Source organism: Salipiger sp. 1_MG-2023, from assembly GCF_030547555.1.
Lineage (GTDB): Bacteria > Pseudomonadota > Alphaproteobacteria > Rhodobacterales > Rhodobacteraceae > Salipiger.
In genome coordinates, this window is record NZ_JAUOQN010000012.1 from 13061 (window position 1) to 27799 (window position 14739).

Here is a 14739-nt window from a genome sequence, read left to right on the forward strand (position 1 = left end):
TCGAAAGGCCCGCATGAGCTGGACACAGACCGCCGCCTTTACCGCCGCCACCCGCAGCGCGCTGAACGCGCTGACGCCGTTCGATGCGCCGCGCGGCACCGTGCTGTTTCGTCCCGGTGATGCGGTGCAGGGGTTTGTCATCATCCTGTCGGGGCAGATCGATGTTTTCCTGACCGGCCCCACCGGGCGCGAGATCCTGCTTTACGCGGTCGAGCCGGGGCAAAGCTGCGTGCAGACCACGCTGGGCCTGCTCGGCGACGAACCCTACAGCGGCGAGGCGATCACCCGCGATGATGCCCGCCTCGTGCTGATCCCGCGCGGGCTGTTCCTGCGCCTGATGGACGAAGACGCGGGTTTTCGCAGCTTTGTCTTTACCGCCTTCGGGCAGCGCATGCAGGGGATGATGCACCTGCTTGAGCGCGTGGCCTTTCAGCGCATCGAATGCCGCCTTGCCGAAACCCTGCTGAACCGCGCCGAAGGCGGCAGCCTGCACGCCACCCACGCCGAAATCGCCAGCATGATCGGCTCTGCGCGCGAGGTCGTCTCGCGCCGGCTTGACGCGCTGGCCCGGCGTGGCATCGTCGGGCTGGACCGCGGAACCGTGCGTATTCTCGACGCTGCCGCGCTGCAAAGCCTTGCCGAGGCCGATCGCTGACATCCGCTGTCGCATCCGGCGAGCAGCCCTGCTAGAACGCTTGTAAAAAGGACGTTTGCCATGGTTACGCTCGATATATTCTCGGATCCTATCTGCCCTTGGTGTTACATCGGCAAGGCCCGGCTTGACGCCGCGCTGCTGGCCACGCCCGGGCACCCGTTCACCCTGCGCTGGCGCCCGTTCATGCTGAACCCCGACATGCCGGCAGAGGGCATGGATCGGCGCACCTATCTCGAAACGAAATTCGGCGGACGGCAGGGCGCGATCAACGCCTACATGCCCGTCGCGCAGGAAGCCGAGGCCAGCGGCCTGACGATGCACCTCGATGCGATCAAGCGCACGCCCTCGACGGTGGATGCGCATCGCCTGATCCTCTGGGCCGGGATCGAAGGCGTGCAGACCGCGGTGATCTCTTCCCTGTTCGCCGCCTATTTCACCGAAGGGCGCGACATCGGCGACCGCGAGGTTCTGGGCGATATCGCCGATGCCTGCGGGCTGGACGCCAGCGTGGTGATGCGTCTGCTGAACAGCGATGCCGACAAGCGCGAGATCTTCGAGATGGACGCGGCAGCGCGCGGCATGGGGGTGACCTCGGTGCCGACCTTCGTCGTTGCGGGCAAGCACGCGGTGCCCGGTGCCCAGCCGACCGAACTGTGGATGAAGGTGCTTTCCGAAATCGCCGCGCAAGAGGCCTGAGCGGCCCCTCCTGCCATCTCCGATCACGGGGATGTGAGGCCGGCGGGGAGGTTGCGACTTGTTTGTATACATATTTTTCCGTTAGCCCGGAGCAGTCTTTTCCCGTCGCCCGTCAGGGCGGTCTGCCCGGCGGCGGGGATCCTCCCTAAAGCACCCGAATCCCGAGGCCCCCCTTGCGCACCATATCTGCCCCCGGACGCGTGGAGTTCATCGCCCTGTTAGCGACGCTGTTCGCCACCATCGCCTTTTCCATCGACGCCATGCTGCCCGCGCTGCCGGACATCGGGGCCGAACTGACACCGGATGATCTCAACCGGGCGCAGCTGGTGGTGACCAGTTTCGTTCTGGGCATGGGCATCGGCACGTTGTTCACCGGGCCGCTGTCGGACAGTTTCGGGCGCAAGCCGGTGATCGTGTGCGGCGCGGCGCTGTATATCGCGATGTCGCTGCTGGCGGCATCAGAAGATTCACTTGAAGGCCTGCTGTTCGCGCGCATGCTTCAGGGGCTGGGCGGAGCCGCGCCGCGGGTTGTGGCGCTTGCCATCGTGCGTGACCTGCATTCAGGCCGGTCCATGGCGCGGATCATGTCCTTTGTCATGATGGTCTTCACCCTGTTCCCGGCGGTTGCGCCGTCGATCGGGGCGCTGATCATCGACCTGAGCGGCTGGCGGGCGATCTTCTGGGCCTTCGTGCTGCTGGCGACGGTCTCGTCACTCTGGCTGATCCTGCGCCTTCCCGAGACGCTGCCGCGCGAAAAACGCCGACCGTTCAGCATTGCCTCTCTGAGGGCGGCGGTGAAGGAACTGCTCGGCAACCCGGTGGTGCGCATCGCCATCCTGATTCAGGCGCTGATCTTCGGGATGATGTTCGCGATGATCTCGTCGGTGCAGCAAGTCTACGACGTCAGCTTCGGCATGGGCGAGAGCTTTCCAATCTGGTTTGCAGTGGTCGCCCTGTGTGCCGCGTCGGGCAGCCTGCTGAACGCGTCGATCGTGATGCGCTTTGGGATGCGCTCGGTGATCCGCTCCATGTTGTGCGCTGGCGTCATCATGTCTGCGTTGGCGCTGACCGCCTTTCTGGTGGGCTTGCCGCGGTACTGGGGCTTCGGGATCTTCCTGTTCTGGCAGTGGTCGGTGTTCTTCCAGTTGGGGCTGACCGTCGGCAACATCAACGCCATCGCGATGGAGCCGGTCGGCCATATCGCCGGGCTTGCCGCCTCGCTGATCGGCGCGATTGCAACGGTTATCGCGGTGATCATCGCGGCGCCGGTCGGGCTGCTGTTCAACGGCACGCCCCTGCCCCTCGCCGCCGCGATCCTCATTCTCGAATGTCTGGCCCTTTCCGGCATGCTCTGGCTGCTTCGGGTCGAAGCTCGGCAATAAAAAGCAGCATTCATCGACTTCATCTAGCCCCGGTTTCCTTTCCAAATGGTTACATCGTGACCATGAATATCACCGCCGCGTGATAATTCGGTATGCAAATGCATACAGAGCTTTTTCTTCACTTGATTCTGCTCTACAGCGCGCAACATGCCCCGCATGCAAAAGGAAAGGATTCCGCATGTCGAAGATCAAGGTCGACAATCCGATCGTCGAGATGGACGGCGACGAGATGACCCGTATCATCTGGGATTTCATCAAGAAAAAACTGATCCTGCCCTATCTCGACATCGACTTGCTTTATTACGATCTCGGTATCGAAAGCCGCGATGCGACGAATGACCAGATCACCATCGACGCCGCCGAAAAGACGCTCGAGGTCGGCTGCGCAGTGAAATGCGCCACGATCACGCCGGACGAAGCGCGGGTCGAAGAATTTGGCCTCAAGAAAATGTGGAAATCCCCCAACGGGACCATCCGCAACATCATCGGCGGCGTGGTCTTCCGCCAACCGATCATCTGCCGCAACGTGCCGCGCCTCGTCCCCGGCTGGACCCGCCCGATCGTGATCGGCCGCCATGCCTTTGGCGACCAGTACAAGGCGACGGATTTCGCTTTCCCGGGCGCTGGCAAGCTGACGATGAAATTCGTCGGCGAAGATGGCACGGTGATCGAGAAAGACGTCTACGATGCCCCGTCCGCCGGCGTCTATCAGGCGATGTACAACCTCGACGCCTCGATCATCGATTTTGCGCGGGCCTCGCTGAACTACGGCCTGTCGCTGGGCTGGCCGGTGTATCTGTCGACCAAGAACACCATCCTCAAGGCCTATGACGGGCGTTTCAAGGATCTCTTCCAGCAGGTCTTCGAAGAGGAATTCGAAGAGAAATTCAAGGCCAAGAAGATCTGGTACGAACACCGCCTGATCGACGATATGGTCGCCTGCTGCATGAAGTGGAACGGCGGTTTTGTCTGGGCTTGCAAGAACTACGACGGCGACGTTCAGTCCGACACCGTGGCGCAGGGCTTTGGCTCGCTCGGGCTGATGACCTCGCAGCTGATGACCCCCGATGGCATGATTGTCGAGGCCGAGGCAGCGCATGGCACCGTCACCCGCCACTATCGCCAGCATCAGGAGGGCAAATCGACCTCGACCAATTCCATCGCGTCGATCTACGCTTGGACGGGCGGGCTCAAGCACCGCGCCAAGCTCGATAACAACACCGCGCTGATGGCCTTTGCCAGCACGCTGGAAAAGGTGATCGTCGAAACCGTCGAAGATGGCTGGATGACCAAGGATCTTGCCCTGCTTGTCGGCCCCGATCAGAAATGGCTGACCACGATGGGCTTCCTTGAGAAGATCGACGAAAACCTGAACAAGGCGCTGCACGGCTGAGCCTCTGCGCATCGCATAGATCTTTCATAGCAAAGATCTATGCGCCACCTGTCCCGGGATGTTTTGATTAAGACTTCCCGGGGCAGGCTTGCCGCATCAGAGCGGGCCGTCCTCCAGAACGCCATCCGCCGACATTTGCGCGTAAAGCAAACCTTCGCGCAACCCGCGATCCGCGACCGACAGCCGGTCGGTCGGCCACAGCCGCAGCAAGGCCTGAAGGATCGCCGCGCCGGACATGATCAGCGCCTGACGGTCCTGCCCGATGCGTGGATCCTTGCGCCGCCCCACCGGTCCCATTTCAAGATACCTGCGGATCACCGCCTCGATCTGATCAGACGACATACGCAGCCCGTCAACCTTGGTGCGATCATAGCGCCGCAGCCCCAGATGCGACGCGGCCACGGTGGTCACCGTTCCCGAGGTGCCGACGATCTGAAAGCCCTCACGCGATTGCGCATCCTTGTAAGGCGCAAATTCCGAAAGGTTTTCCTCGAAGAACCAGCTCATCAACGCATAGCGGGCGGCGTCGTCCTCGACATCGGAAAACTGATCCCGCAGCGTCGCGACGCCCAGAGGAACCGAAATCCAGTCAACCACCTTGGCAGCCGGGAATGGGCTTTCGGGCGGGTGGAACCCGGCGTGCAGCCGCATGATCGCCCGTGGCCGCTCGCGCGCGGGCACAGAGCTGAGGTCGATCCAGACCAGCTCGGTCGAGCCGCCCCCGATGTCCACGACCAGCAATTGCTCGGTGCGGGTCGAGACCAGCGGCGCGCAGGAAATCACCGCCAGCCGCGCTTCTTCCTCGGGCTGGATGATCTCGAGCGTCAGCCCGGTCTCGCGTCGAACCTGACGGATGAAATCCCGGGCGTTCTTGGCGCGTCGACAGGCCTCGGTCGCGACGAGACGCATCCGCAACACCTCATGGCGGCGGATCTTCTGCTGACAGACGCGCAGCGCGCCGATGGTGCGCGTCATCGAGGCACGCGAAAGCCTCCCGGTCCGTTCCAGCCCGTGACCGAGCTGGACGGATTTCGAGAAAGAATCAACCACATGAAACTGGCTGCCCTTGGGATGGGCAATCAGCATGCGACAACTGTTCGTGCCCAGATCCAGCGCTGCATACAACGCATTTGGATCGGGCGAGTGCGGCTCGGGGCTCTCGACCGGTTTCGGGAATGCTGCGCCCGTGCCGTCTGGACGCGTTGGCGCCATTTCCATGCGCCTTTCCGAATATCAACTTGGTGTCAGGATACGCGGCGCAACGCCGCCACGCAAGCGCGTTCCCGCCCGGTCACAAAGGGATTATCGAACATACCCGAGAAATACAGGTATTCAGGCGCAAGCCTCTCGCGCAGGGCCGCCTGCGTGTCGGGGCGCAGATCGTCAAGGCCAAGCCGCAGGCACGAGCTGTTCTCATGTCGTATATCGACTCGCAGCCCGGTGCGCGCCGACAGATCCCGCCCGAGCTGCGCCAGTTCGGCGGTTCGGTAGATCTGATCGTAGCGCGCCAGATCCGGCCCGAGAAACAGCCACGCCGGCAGCATGTGATGCCGGATCGCCGACGCCGCATCCATGTAGGCCGCGATATTGCAAAAGAAGAAATCCGGGTCCGGGTCCATCGGCAGATCGACCCGGCCACGCAAGAGCTTGCGGGAATTGCGTAATTCACCCAGTTCGACCACGCGGTTGACATAAGCCGACAGCATCCGCCGCAACGGGTCGCGCACCACGCAAAAGCGCCACCAGCCATGATCATAGGCTTCCCAGCGATGCGGGCGAAAGCGCCGGGTGGGGTAGATCTGATGCCACTGCATCACCTCGGCAGGCTCGGGCGGCAGCGCGACGGCTGGATCAATCTGCGCCAGCGCCGCCTTGACGGTGGAACACCCCGCCTTCGGCAGCGCCATGTAGGCGATCCTGTGCGCGTCTATCGCGATGACCATCGGCTGCCCTGCCCCTTGCTGTCTGCCATTCGCCCGACGCCCGACGCCCGACGCCCAAGGCACACTCGCAGCACATCCCTAAGCAACGGTAAACACTTCCCCAAAAGCGGTCGGGCAGCCGTGCGGGAAACGGGTGCATCCGAGCCGTTTTGCCGCTATCAGTGCCACGAAAGGGCCGCGCGACGCGCCCTCAAGACGCACAAGGACCAACCATGGCGATTGCTGGCAGCAAGGCACTTCTGTTTGATCTCGATGGCACGCTTTTGCTGTCGGACCCGCTTCATTACGAGGTCTTCGCCGAGATGTTTGCCGAGCGCGGCAAGACCCTGACCCAGCAGATCTACGAGACGCAGATTCACGGCAACCACAACCTCGACAGCTTTCCCAAGCTGTTTCCGGGCGAAGACCCGCAGGCGCTCTCTGACGAAAAAGAGGCGCGGTTTCGCGACCGCCTTGGCCTTGGGACACCGCCGATGCCAGGGGCCGAGGCGCTGCTTGACCGGGCGGACCGCGAGGGCTGGCGGCTGGCGGTGGTGACCAATGCGCCGCGCGAAAACGGCGAATACATGCTGGAAGCCATTGGCCTGCGTATGCGGTTCGAGCTGCTGATCATCGGGGATGAATGCGCCCGCGCCAAGCCCGACCCCGAACCTTATCTGCTGGCCATGCGCGAGCTGGGCGTGCGCCCGCAGGATTGTATCGTCTTCGAGGACAGCCCGAGCGGCATGCGCGCCGCCGCACGGTCCGGGGGCTATGCGGTCGGCATCCGGTCTGGCCTTCCCGAGGATCGCCTACGCGAAGCCGGTGCCAAGATCACCATCGCCGATTACGAAGATCCGGCGCTGGAGGGCATTCTAGCCCGGCTGAGCGCCTAGAACAGGCTCAACTGGTCGCCCGCCCGTGCGGGGGGCGCGAACAGGTCGGTGCGCAGCGGCGGCAGTTTGCGGTCCAGCCCCAGCTTGCGGCTTGCCAGCGCGAAACGGCGGGCGATCAGCTCCGCGTAAGGACCTTCGCCGCGCATCCGGTGGCCCCAGTCGGCGCTGTAATCCTGACCTCCGTGCATCTCGCGCAAGCGCGCCATGACGCGCGCGGCGCGATCCGGGTAATGCTCGGCCAGCCATGCCTGCCACAGCGGCGAGACCTCGCGCGGCAGGCGCAGCATGATCCAGCTCGCCGCCACCGCACCGGCCTTTGCCCCGGCCTCGAGAATGCGTTCCAGTTCCGGATCGGTCAACGCCGGAACCACCGGCGAAGCCATCACCCGCACCTCGATCCCGGCGGCGCTCAGCCGCTGGATCGTCGCCAGTCTGCGCCTCGGAGACGGCACCCGCGGCTCCATCCGCCGTGCCAGAGTCGCGTCCAGCGTGGTAACCGAGATCCCGACCCGCGCCAACCCTCGCCGCGCCATATCCGCAAGAATGTCGATGTCGCGCTCGATCAGCGTGCCCTTGGTGACGATGGCGACCGGGTGATTGAAATCGCGCAGCACCTCGAGACAGGCGCGCATGATGCCGCGATCACGCTCGATGGGCTGATACGGATCGGTGTTGGTGCCGATGGCGATGGTCTGCGGACGATAGCGCCGCGCCCGCAATTCGCGCGCCAGCACCTCGGGCGCGTCCGGCCGCGCCACCAGTTTCGTCTCGAAATCGAGGCCCGGCGACAGGCCAAGATAGGCGTGGCTCGGGCGGGCAAAGCAATAGATGCAGCCATGCTCGCAGCCGCGATAGGGATTGATGGTGCGATCAAACGGCACATCCGGCGAGCGCACATAGTTGATCAGGCTGCGCGGCCGCTCTTGCGCGACCTCGGTGCGCAAGGGCGGCAGCTCTTCGGGCAGATCCCAGCCATCATGTGCATCTTCATAGCGGTGGCGTTCGAACCGCCCGCAATCGCGGCTGGAGGCGCCGCGCCCGGCGCGGCGCTCTGCGTTGATGGATCTTTCTGCACTCATGCCGCAAGAATAGGAACGTTATACGAACATTCGCAAGGCTGAACATGACAGGCGGCGCGTTTGCAAAGAATTCACCGATCCTGAAGAAATCTGCTTTATTCCCAAGGGTGCGAGACCTATCTTTAACAGTAGATAGGAGGCGAACATGCCGGTGACCCACCTGGTTTTCCTGATCATAACCGTTCTCGCCCTTGGCGGGCTGACGGTCTGGGCCGTTCTGTCCTGGGGCGCGGGAACCGTGATTCCGCTGCTTTTGGGGCTGGGACTGCTGGCGCGATGGGGCATGGCCCCGGTCGGGCGCGATGATCGCTCGGCCTGATCTTTCGGCTCAGCCCGGCGCCTCGCCCTGCGTCATGATGGCCGATACCGGCACCAGCGCGACGCTGCTCGCGCGGTCCTGAATGCCCCAGATCACCAGCGCCGTCAGCGTATCGGCGCGCAGCCGTCCAAGCATGACGACCGATCCCTCCTGACGGGCGCGGAACGCCGCCTGATCGAGGAAACGGCGCATGACGCGCGGGTCCTGTCCGGCGCCGTCGAAATCGCGGAACACCTGCGCCGTCGGCACCCCCACTCGCTGCGCCAGCGCCTCGCCGGTGCCCATGCCCTTGGGCATCATCAGCAACCCATGTCCGGTGTCGCGCAGGAATTGCGCCGCCTGTTCGGAGACGGAGCGCGTCTCCTGAAGACCGCTCGCCGGATCTTCGAGCACGCCGATGGCCTCGGGCACCGCCCCAAGCGCACCTTCGAGGCTGACCTCGACATCGCTCGCCTGCGCGCCCTTCGGCACACCGGCCATCGCCAGCACTTCGAAGCCAGCGGCGCGATAGGCGTGCGCCGCCGCAGCGGCATTCGGATGCGAGGACGAGACCGCAAAGCTGACCGGGAACGGCAGATCCCCGACCATATCGGGGCCGAGCGGTCCAGCGCCGTCATCGATGAGCACCACCGACATCAACGGCTCTCCCTCGGCAATGTCAGCGGCGGCGGCATAGCGCACAAGCGGTGGCAACGGACCGGTTTCGGTATCTTTCGTATCGGCAAGCGGCGCGCTGCCAATGCTAGGCAAGCGCCGCTTCGGCACGGGACCATCGCGGTGAACAAGCGATTGCGCCGGGGCGCCGATCGACGGCGCGCCCGTGTCAGGGCTGACCTGCGGGGCGGTTTCTGCGGTTCCGACAGGGGCGGCGCCAATGGTCGGAAGATCGACGGGGGACGGCATCGGCGCGGGCATCGGCAAGGGCGGCTCGGGCGTTGCGGTGGAAAGCTCGGCCCCCGGCTCGGCCTGCGCCTCGTCTGTCGCCGACACCATCTGCTCAGGTGCCGCAGGACGCGTTGCCACCGGCGCGGGAACCGCCAGCTCGGGCCGTGGCGCAGACGGGATTTCGGGGCCGGTGTCATCGACGGCGGGCGCCGACATATCAAGCGCAAGGGCGTCGTCTATGGGCTTTGCCACCGGGTCTGGCTGGATCGGCGCGGCCGGAGCGCTGGATTCGGCGCTCATCTGCGGGCCAGTCTCTGGCTCGGGGGTGTCGAGGACCGGCTCGGATGGCAGCTCTGGCGCGGCCACACTTGCGGGCGGCGTCTGCGCGGTTTCGGGCGCAGCGAGCCCGGGTTCGCCGACATCAGGCTGGCCGGGCTCGATGCTCTGCGGCGCAACCGAAGGCAGCTCCGAGATCTCGACATCCGGTCGGGGCGTCACGGCTTGCGGCGGACCGATCAGCAAAGACAGCGCCGCAGCCCCGGCCCCCGACACCACCAACCCGACCATCGCCCCTGCGACAAAGCTCTTCGCCATCGCCAATCGTCCCCTGACCTGCCTGTCCCCGCGTCGCCGATCCCGGGCGCGGGCTGTCCTTGCCCATCCATCAATGCCATCCGTTCGCCGGACGGTCGCTTGCGGCGCATGCCCTTGACGCTGCACCTTCTCCGGGCGCATGTATACCCCGGACCAACCCAATCCTACCAGCCCGAGATTGCCCCAATGCTTCTGCTCATCGACAACTACGACAGCTTCACCTGGAACCTTGTTCACTATGTGGGCGAGCTTGGGGTCGAAACGCAGGTCTGGCGGAACGATGCGCTGAACGTGCAAGAGGCGATGGCGCTGAAGCCTTCGGGCATCCTGCTCAGCCCCGGCCCCTGCGATCCCGATCAGGCGGGCATCTGCCTTGCGCTGACCGAGGCGGCGGCGGAAACCGGCATTCCGCTGTTCGGCGTCTGCCTTGGCCATCAGACCATCGGGCAGGCCTTTGGCGGCAAGGTCGTGCAGCATTCCGAAATCGTGCATGGCAAGATGGGCACGATGCATCACGACGACACCGGCGTGTTCCACGGGCTGCCCGACCCGTTCGAGGCCACACGCTATCATTCGCTGGTGGTCGATCGCGCCACCCTGCCCGACTGCCTGATCGCCAATGCCTGGCTCGAGGATGGCACCATCATGGGCCTGCGTCACCGCGATCTGCCGATCCACGGCGTACAGTTCCACCCCGAGAGCATCGCATCGGAACATGGCCACGCGCTGATCAAGAATTTCCTGGATACGATGAAAGTCCCTGCATGAGCGACCGCCTCAAGCCGTTGATCGGCACCGCCGCCACCCGCCCCCTGACCCGCGCAGAGGCCGGCGCGGCCTTCGAGGTCCTGTTCGAAGGCGAAGCGACCCCGGCGCAGATGGGCGGCTTTCTCATGGCGCTGCGCACCCGCGGCGAGACGGTGGATGAATACGCCGCCGCCGCCGGGGTGATGCGGGCGAAATGCAACGCGGTGGCCGCCCCCGAAGGCGCCATCGACATCGTCGGCACTGGCGGCGATGGCAAGGGCACGCTGAACATCTCGACCGCCGCGGCCTTTGTCGTCGCGGGCGCCGGTGTGGTGGTGGCCAAGCACGGCAACCGCAACCTGTCGTCGAAATCCGGCTCTGCCGATGCGCTGTCGGAAATGGGCGTGCAGGTGATGCTGCCAGCGTCGGCCATCGCACCGATCCTGTCACAGGTCGGCATCTGCTTCATGATGGCGCCGATGCATCACCCCGCGATGAAGCACGTCATGCCGGTGCGCACCGAACTGGGCACCCGCACGATCTTCAACATCCTCGGGCCGCTGACCAACCCCGCCGCGGTCAAGCGCCAGCTCACCGGCGCCTTCTCGCGCGAGATGATCCGCCCGATGGCCGAAACGCTGGGCCAGCTTGGGTCCGAGCGGGCATGGCTGGTGCATGGCTCTGATGGCACTGATGAGTTGGCGATTTCCGGCATCAGCTGGCTGGCCGCGCTTGAAGAAGACGGCACAGTGCGCGAGGCCGAAATTCACCCCGAAGACGCCGGACTGCCCGTGCACCCATTCGAGGACATCATTGGCGGCACCCCTGCCCAGAACGCGGTCGCCTTCCGCGCCCTGCTGAACGGGGCAAAGACCGCCTATCGCGATGCGGTGCTGCTGAACGCGGCGGCGGCGATCGTGGTCGCGGGCAAGGCCGCCGATCTGCGCGCCGGGGTGGAGCTGGCGCGCGAGAGCATCGACAGCGGCGCCGCGCTTGGCAAGGTGACAGCGCTGGCCGAGGCCACGCAAGCCGCCGCATGACGCCCAAGGCATGGGCCTCGCTGGCCTTTTTCACCGAGGATCTGCCGCGCATCGCCGCGCTGACCGCTGCCGATGACATCCTGCCCCCGGTCGCGCAGCGCTTTGCCGCGCTCGATGCGGTTGCGCCCGAAGAGGTGCGCGTGGTGATCCTTGGGCAGGATCCCTACCCGACGCCGGGCCATGCGCATGGCTTTGCCTTTTCGGTCGAACCAGATGTGCGGCCGCTGCCGCGCTCGCTGGGCAACATCTACAAGGAGCTTCAAGCGGAATTCGGCGCCTGCCCGCCCAATGGCGATCTGCGGTTCTGGGCCGATCAGGGCGTTCTGCTGCTCAACAGTGCGCTGAGCGTTCCGGCGGGAAATGCTGGCGCGCACGCCAAGCTTGGCTGGTCAAAACTGACCACCCAAGTTCTTGAAACGCTTGGGGACCATCCGCGCGCCTTCATTCTGTGGGGCAACCATGCACAGGGGTTTGCCTCTGCCATTCAGGGCGACGACCATCTGATCCTGCGCTCGGCGCATCCCTCGCCGCTATCGGCGCGCCGGGGATTTTTCGGCTCGCGCCCCTTTTCCCGCGTCAATGACTGGCTTATTGCAAGGGGCGAAAGCCCCATCAACTGGACAACGCCGCAGGGAGGCCGCCCGTGACCCAGACGATCCTCGACAAGATCAAGGCCTATAAACTCGAGGAAGTGGCCGCCGACAAAGCCGCCCGCCCTCTGGCTGAAATCGAGGCACAGGCGCGCGATGCATCGCCCGTGCGCCCCTTCGCCAAGGCGCTGCGCAAGGCCAGCGAGACGGGCTATGGCCTGATTGCCGAAGTCAAGAAAGCCTCTCCCTCCAAGGGCTTGATCCGCGAAGATTTCCATCCCGCGACATTGGCCGCCGCTTACGAGCGTGGCGGCGCGACCTGCCTGTCGGTCCTGACCGACACACCGTCTTTTCAGGGCGCCAAGCAGTTCCTTGTCGAAGCCCGCGCTGCAACGTCTTTGCCGGCGCTGCGCAAGGATTTCATGTATGACACCTATCAGGTCGCCGAGGCCCGCGCCCTCGGGGCCGATTGCATCCTGATCATCATGGCCAGCGTCTCGGATGCTCAGGCCGCCGAACTTGAAGACGCGGCGACCTCCTGGGGCATGGATGCACTGATCGAGGTGCACAACGCCGCAGAACTCGACCGGGCGCTGCTGCTGAAGTCACCGCTGATCGGCATAAACAATCGCAATCTCAATACCTTCGAGACCAGTCTTGCGACAACGCGCCTGCTGTCGAAAACCGTGCCGCCCGAGCGTCTTCTGGTCTCGGAGAGCGGCCTGAACAGCCCTGCGGACCTTGCGGACATGGCTGCCTATGGCGCGCGGAGCTTTCTCATCGGCGAAAGCCTGATGCGCCAGCCCGATGTCGAAACCGCAACACGGCAGCTGCTGCGCGATCCGGTGGCAGCATGAGCGGGCTGACCCATTTCGACGCCAGCGGCAATGCCCATATGGTGGATGTCTCTGACAAGCCGGAAACCGCGCGCGTCGCCACCGCCGAGGGCTGGGTGAAGATGGAGCGCGAAACCTTTGAGATCATTACCGAAGGACGCGCTGCCAAAGGCGATGTGATCGGCATCGCCCGGCTTGCCGGGATCATGGGGGCCAAGAAGACCCCGGATCTGATCCCGCTGTGTCACCCGCTTCCGGTCAGCAAGGTGTCGGTCGATCTGCGGCCCGATCCGTCACTGCCGGGTCTTCGCATCGAGGCGACGGTCAAGACCACCGGGCGCACCGGTGTCGAGATGGAGGCGCTGACAGCGGTCTCGACCGCAGCGCTCACCGTCTATGACATGGCCAAGGCGGTTGACCGCGGCATGCAGATCGGCGGCATCCGCGTGATCCTCAAAGATGGCGGAAAATCAGGCCTCTACGAGGCACCATGATCACTGTATCCGACGCGCTCGACCGGCTTTTTTCCCTTGCCGGACAGATGCCCTGCGAAGAGGTGCCACTGCTTGAGGCGAACGGACGGGTACTGGCCCAGACGGTCTATGCCCGCCGTGAGCAGCCGCCCTTTTCCGCCTCGGCAATGGATGGCTACGCCGCATGTGCCGCTGCGCCGGGGATGCGCTTGAAGGTGATCGGGGAATCTGCCGCCGGGCTGGGCTTTGACGGCTCTGTCGGGCCGGGTGAAGCGGTTCGGATCTTTACCGGCGCGCCGGTACCGACAGGCGCAAATACCGTTATCATTCAAGAAGATGTAGATCGTTCCGGAGACGAAATCCTTGTCACCGACAGGCTTGGAGTTGGCGATAACATCCGCCCCGCGGGCTGCGATTTTCATATCGGAGACACCATACAGGCACCGCGCCGCCTGACCCCGCAGGATATCGCGCTGCTGGCCTCGATGAACATCGCGATGGTGCCGGTTGCGAGGCGTCCGAAGGTCGCGCTGATCTCGACCGGCGACGAGCTGGTCATGCCGGGCGAAAACCCCGGCCCTGACCAGATCATCGCCTCGAACACCTTTGCGTTGCATGCGATGCTGCTCGCCGCCGGAGCCGAGCCGCGCCTGCTGCCGATCGCCCGTGACAGCGACAGCGCCCTGCGCACGGTTTTCGGCCTGATCGACGACGCCGATATGGTGGTGACCATCGGCGGCGCCTCGGTTGGCGATCACGATCTGGTCGCGAAAGTCGCCGCAGATCTTGGCCTTGAGCGCGCCTTTCACAAGGTCGCAATGCGCCCCGGAAAGCCTTTGATGTCGGGCCGTCTTGGCGGCAGCATGATGATCGGCCTGCCGGGAAATCCCGTTTCGGCAATCATTTGCGGGCATATCTTCCTGCTTCCAGTGATCCGCGCGATGCTTGGCCTTCCACGCGCCGCCGCGCCGCGCAAACAGGCGCCGCTGGCCAGTAATCTGGGCGCGAACGGTCCGCGAGAGCATTATATGCGGGCGCGGTTGGGGCCGGATGGGGTGCGCGTGTTCGACCGTCAGGACAGTTCTCTTCTCAGCATTCTGGGCGAGGCAAACGCACTGGTGGTCCGCCCGCCGCACGACCCCGCTCGCCCTGCGCGAGACATCGTGGAGTACGTTCCTCTCTGACGAGAAGTGGCCCGCAGGCCATTGACACAAATAGGGAACATGGCTAGA

The 14739-nt window shown here is 64.6% G+C and carries 16 protein-coding genes; 12 read left to right on the top strand and 4 right to left on the bottom strand.

The genetic code is table 11. The features are described from left to right. Positions 1-13 precede the first annotated feature (13 nt). The 4 genes from Q4543_RS07990 to Q4543_RS08005 all read left to right on the top strand — a co-directional run bounded on the left by Q4543_RS07990 (position 14) and on the right by Q4543_RS08005 (position 4126). On the top strand, positions 14-655 hold the full coding sequence (locus Q4543_RS07990) for a Crp/Fnr family transcriptional regulator (RefSeq protein ID WP_303437309.1): 642 nt from the start codon (positions 14-16) through the stop codon (positions 653-655). 60 nt (positions 656-715) lie between these two features. Continuing rightward, a complete protein-coding gene (locus Q4543_RS07995) occupies positions 716-1351 on the top strand; it encodes a DsbA family protein (protein WP_303437310.1) in 636 nt (211 codons plus the stop codon). Between the two features lie 173 nt (positions 1352-1524). After that, positions 1525-2733 (top strand): multidrug effflux MFS transporter, encoded by a 1209-nt coding sequence (locus Q4543_RS08000; protein ID WP_303437311.1) that lies wholly within the window; start codon positions 1525-1527, stop codon positions 2731-2733. A gap of 178 nt (positions 2734-2911) precedes the next feature. Beyond that, on the top strand, positions 2912-4126 hold the full coding sequence (locus Q4543_RS08005; RefSeq protein WP_216004669.1) for an NADP-dependent isocitrate dehydrogenase: 1215 nt from the start codon (positions 2912-2914) through the stop codon (positions 4124-4126). 96 nt (positions 4127-4222) lie between these two features. Here the strand turns inward: Q4543_RS08005 and Q4543_RS08010 are convergent, their stop codons facing one another. Then, positions 4223-5338: a Ppx/GppA phosphatase family protein gene (locus Q4543_RS08010; RefSeq protein ID WP_216004935.1), complete on the bottom strand. Its 1116-nt coding sequence runs from the start codon at positions 5336-5338 to the stop codon at positions 4223-4225. Positions 5339-5370: 32 nt separating this feature from the next. Further along, on the bottom strand, positions 5371-6069 hold the full coding sequence (locus tag Q4543_RS08015; protein ID WP_303437312.1) for a sulfotransferase family 2 domain-containing protein: 699 nt from the start codon (positions 6067-6069) through the stop codon (positions 5371-5373). Between the two features lie 212 nt (positions 6070-6281). Between Q4543_RS08015 and Q4543_RS08020 the strand changes: the two genes are divergently transcribed. Next, positions 6282-6944, top strand: coding sequence for an HAD family phosphatase (locus Q4543_RS08020; RefSeq protein ID WP_303437314.1), 663 nt, complete (start codon positions 6282-6284; stop codon positions 6942-6944). Here Q4543_RS08020 and Q4543_RS08025 read toward each other — a convergent pair. Next, entirely contained in the window at positions 6941-8023 is a 1083-nt protein-coding gene (locus Q4543_RS08025) for a PA0069 family radical SAM protein (protein ID WP_303437315.1), read from the bottom strand. The genes Q4543_RS08020 and Q4543_RS08025 overlap by 4 nt on opposite strands. 145 nt (positions 8024-8168) lie before the next feature. On the opposite strand from Q4543_RS08025, the gene Q4543_RS08030 reads away from it, so the two are divergent. Next, the gene (locus Q4543_RS08030; protein ID WP_216004665.1) at positions 8169-8342 is read left to right on the top strand and encodes a hypothetical protein; all 174 of its coding nucleotides are present in this window, start codon (positions 8169-8171) and stop codon (positions 8340-8342) included. Between the two features lie 9 nt (positions 8343-8351). Here Q4543_RS08030 and Q4543_RS08035 read toward each other — a convergent pair whose 3' ends face one another. Then, a complete protein-coding gene (locus Q4543_RS08035; protein WP_303437316.1) occupies positions 8352-9821 on the bottom strand; it encodes a polysaccharide deacteylase family 2 protein in 1470 nt (489 codons plus the stop codon). Positions 9822-10007: 186 nt separating this feature from the next. On the opposite strand from Q4543_RS08035, the gene Q4543_RS08040 reads away from it, so the two are divergent. Genes Q4543_RS08040 through glp form a run of 6 tightly spaced genes read left to right on the top strand, consistent with a single transcriptional unit; the run spans position 10008 to position 14691 of the window. Beyond that, complete coding sequence (locus Q4543_RS08040) at positions 10008-10589, top strand: aminodeoxychorismate/anthranilate synthase component II (protein WP_303437317.1); 582 nt, start codon at positions 10008-10010, stop codon at positions 10587-10589. Further along, on the top strand, positions 10586-11608 hold the full coding sequence (gene trpD / locus Q4543_RS08045) for an anthranilate phosphoribosyltransferase (protein ID WP_303437318.1): 1023 nt from the start codon (positions 10586-10588) through the stop codon (positions 11606-11608). The genes Q4543_RS08040 and trpD overlap by 4 nt, the downstream gene beginning before the upstream one ends. After that, the gene (locus Q4543_RS08050) at positions 11605-12255 is read left to right on the top strand and encodes a uracil-DNA glycosylase (protein ID WP_303437319.1); all 651 of its coding nucleotides are present in this window, start codon (positions 11605-11607) and stop codon (positions 12253-12255) included. The genes trpD and Q4543_RS08050 overlap by 4 nt, the downstream gene beginning before the upstream one ends. Further along, positions 12252-13055, top strand: coding sequence for an indole-3-glycerol phosphate synthase TrpC (trpC, locus tag Q4543_RS08055; protein WP_303437320.1), 804 nt, complete (start codon positions 12252-12254; stop codon positions 13053-13055). The genes Q4543_RS08050 and trpC overlap by 4 nt, the downstream gene beginning before the upstream one ends. After that, positions 13052-13528: a cyclic pyranopterin monophosphate synthase MoaC gene (gene moaC, locus Q4543_RS08060; protein ID WP_303437321.1), complete on the top strand. Its 477-nt coding sequence runs from the start codon at positions 13052-13054 to the stop codon at positions 13526-13528. The genes trpC and moaC overlap by 4 nt, the downstream gene beginning before the upstream one ends. Further along, positions 13525-14691 carry a gephyrin-like molybdotransferase Glp gene (gene glp, locus Q4543_RS08065; RefSeq protein ID WP_303437322.1) on the top strand — a complete coding sequence of 389 codons (1167 nt, stop codon included), beginning with the start codon at positions 13525-13527 and terminating at the stop codon, positions 14689-14691. Before moaC ends, glp begins: the two co-directional genes overlap by 4 nt. The last annotated feature ends 48 nt before the right edge of the window (positions 14692-14739 follow it).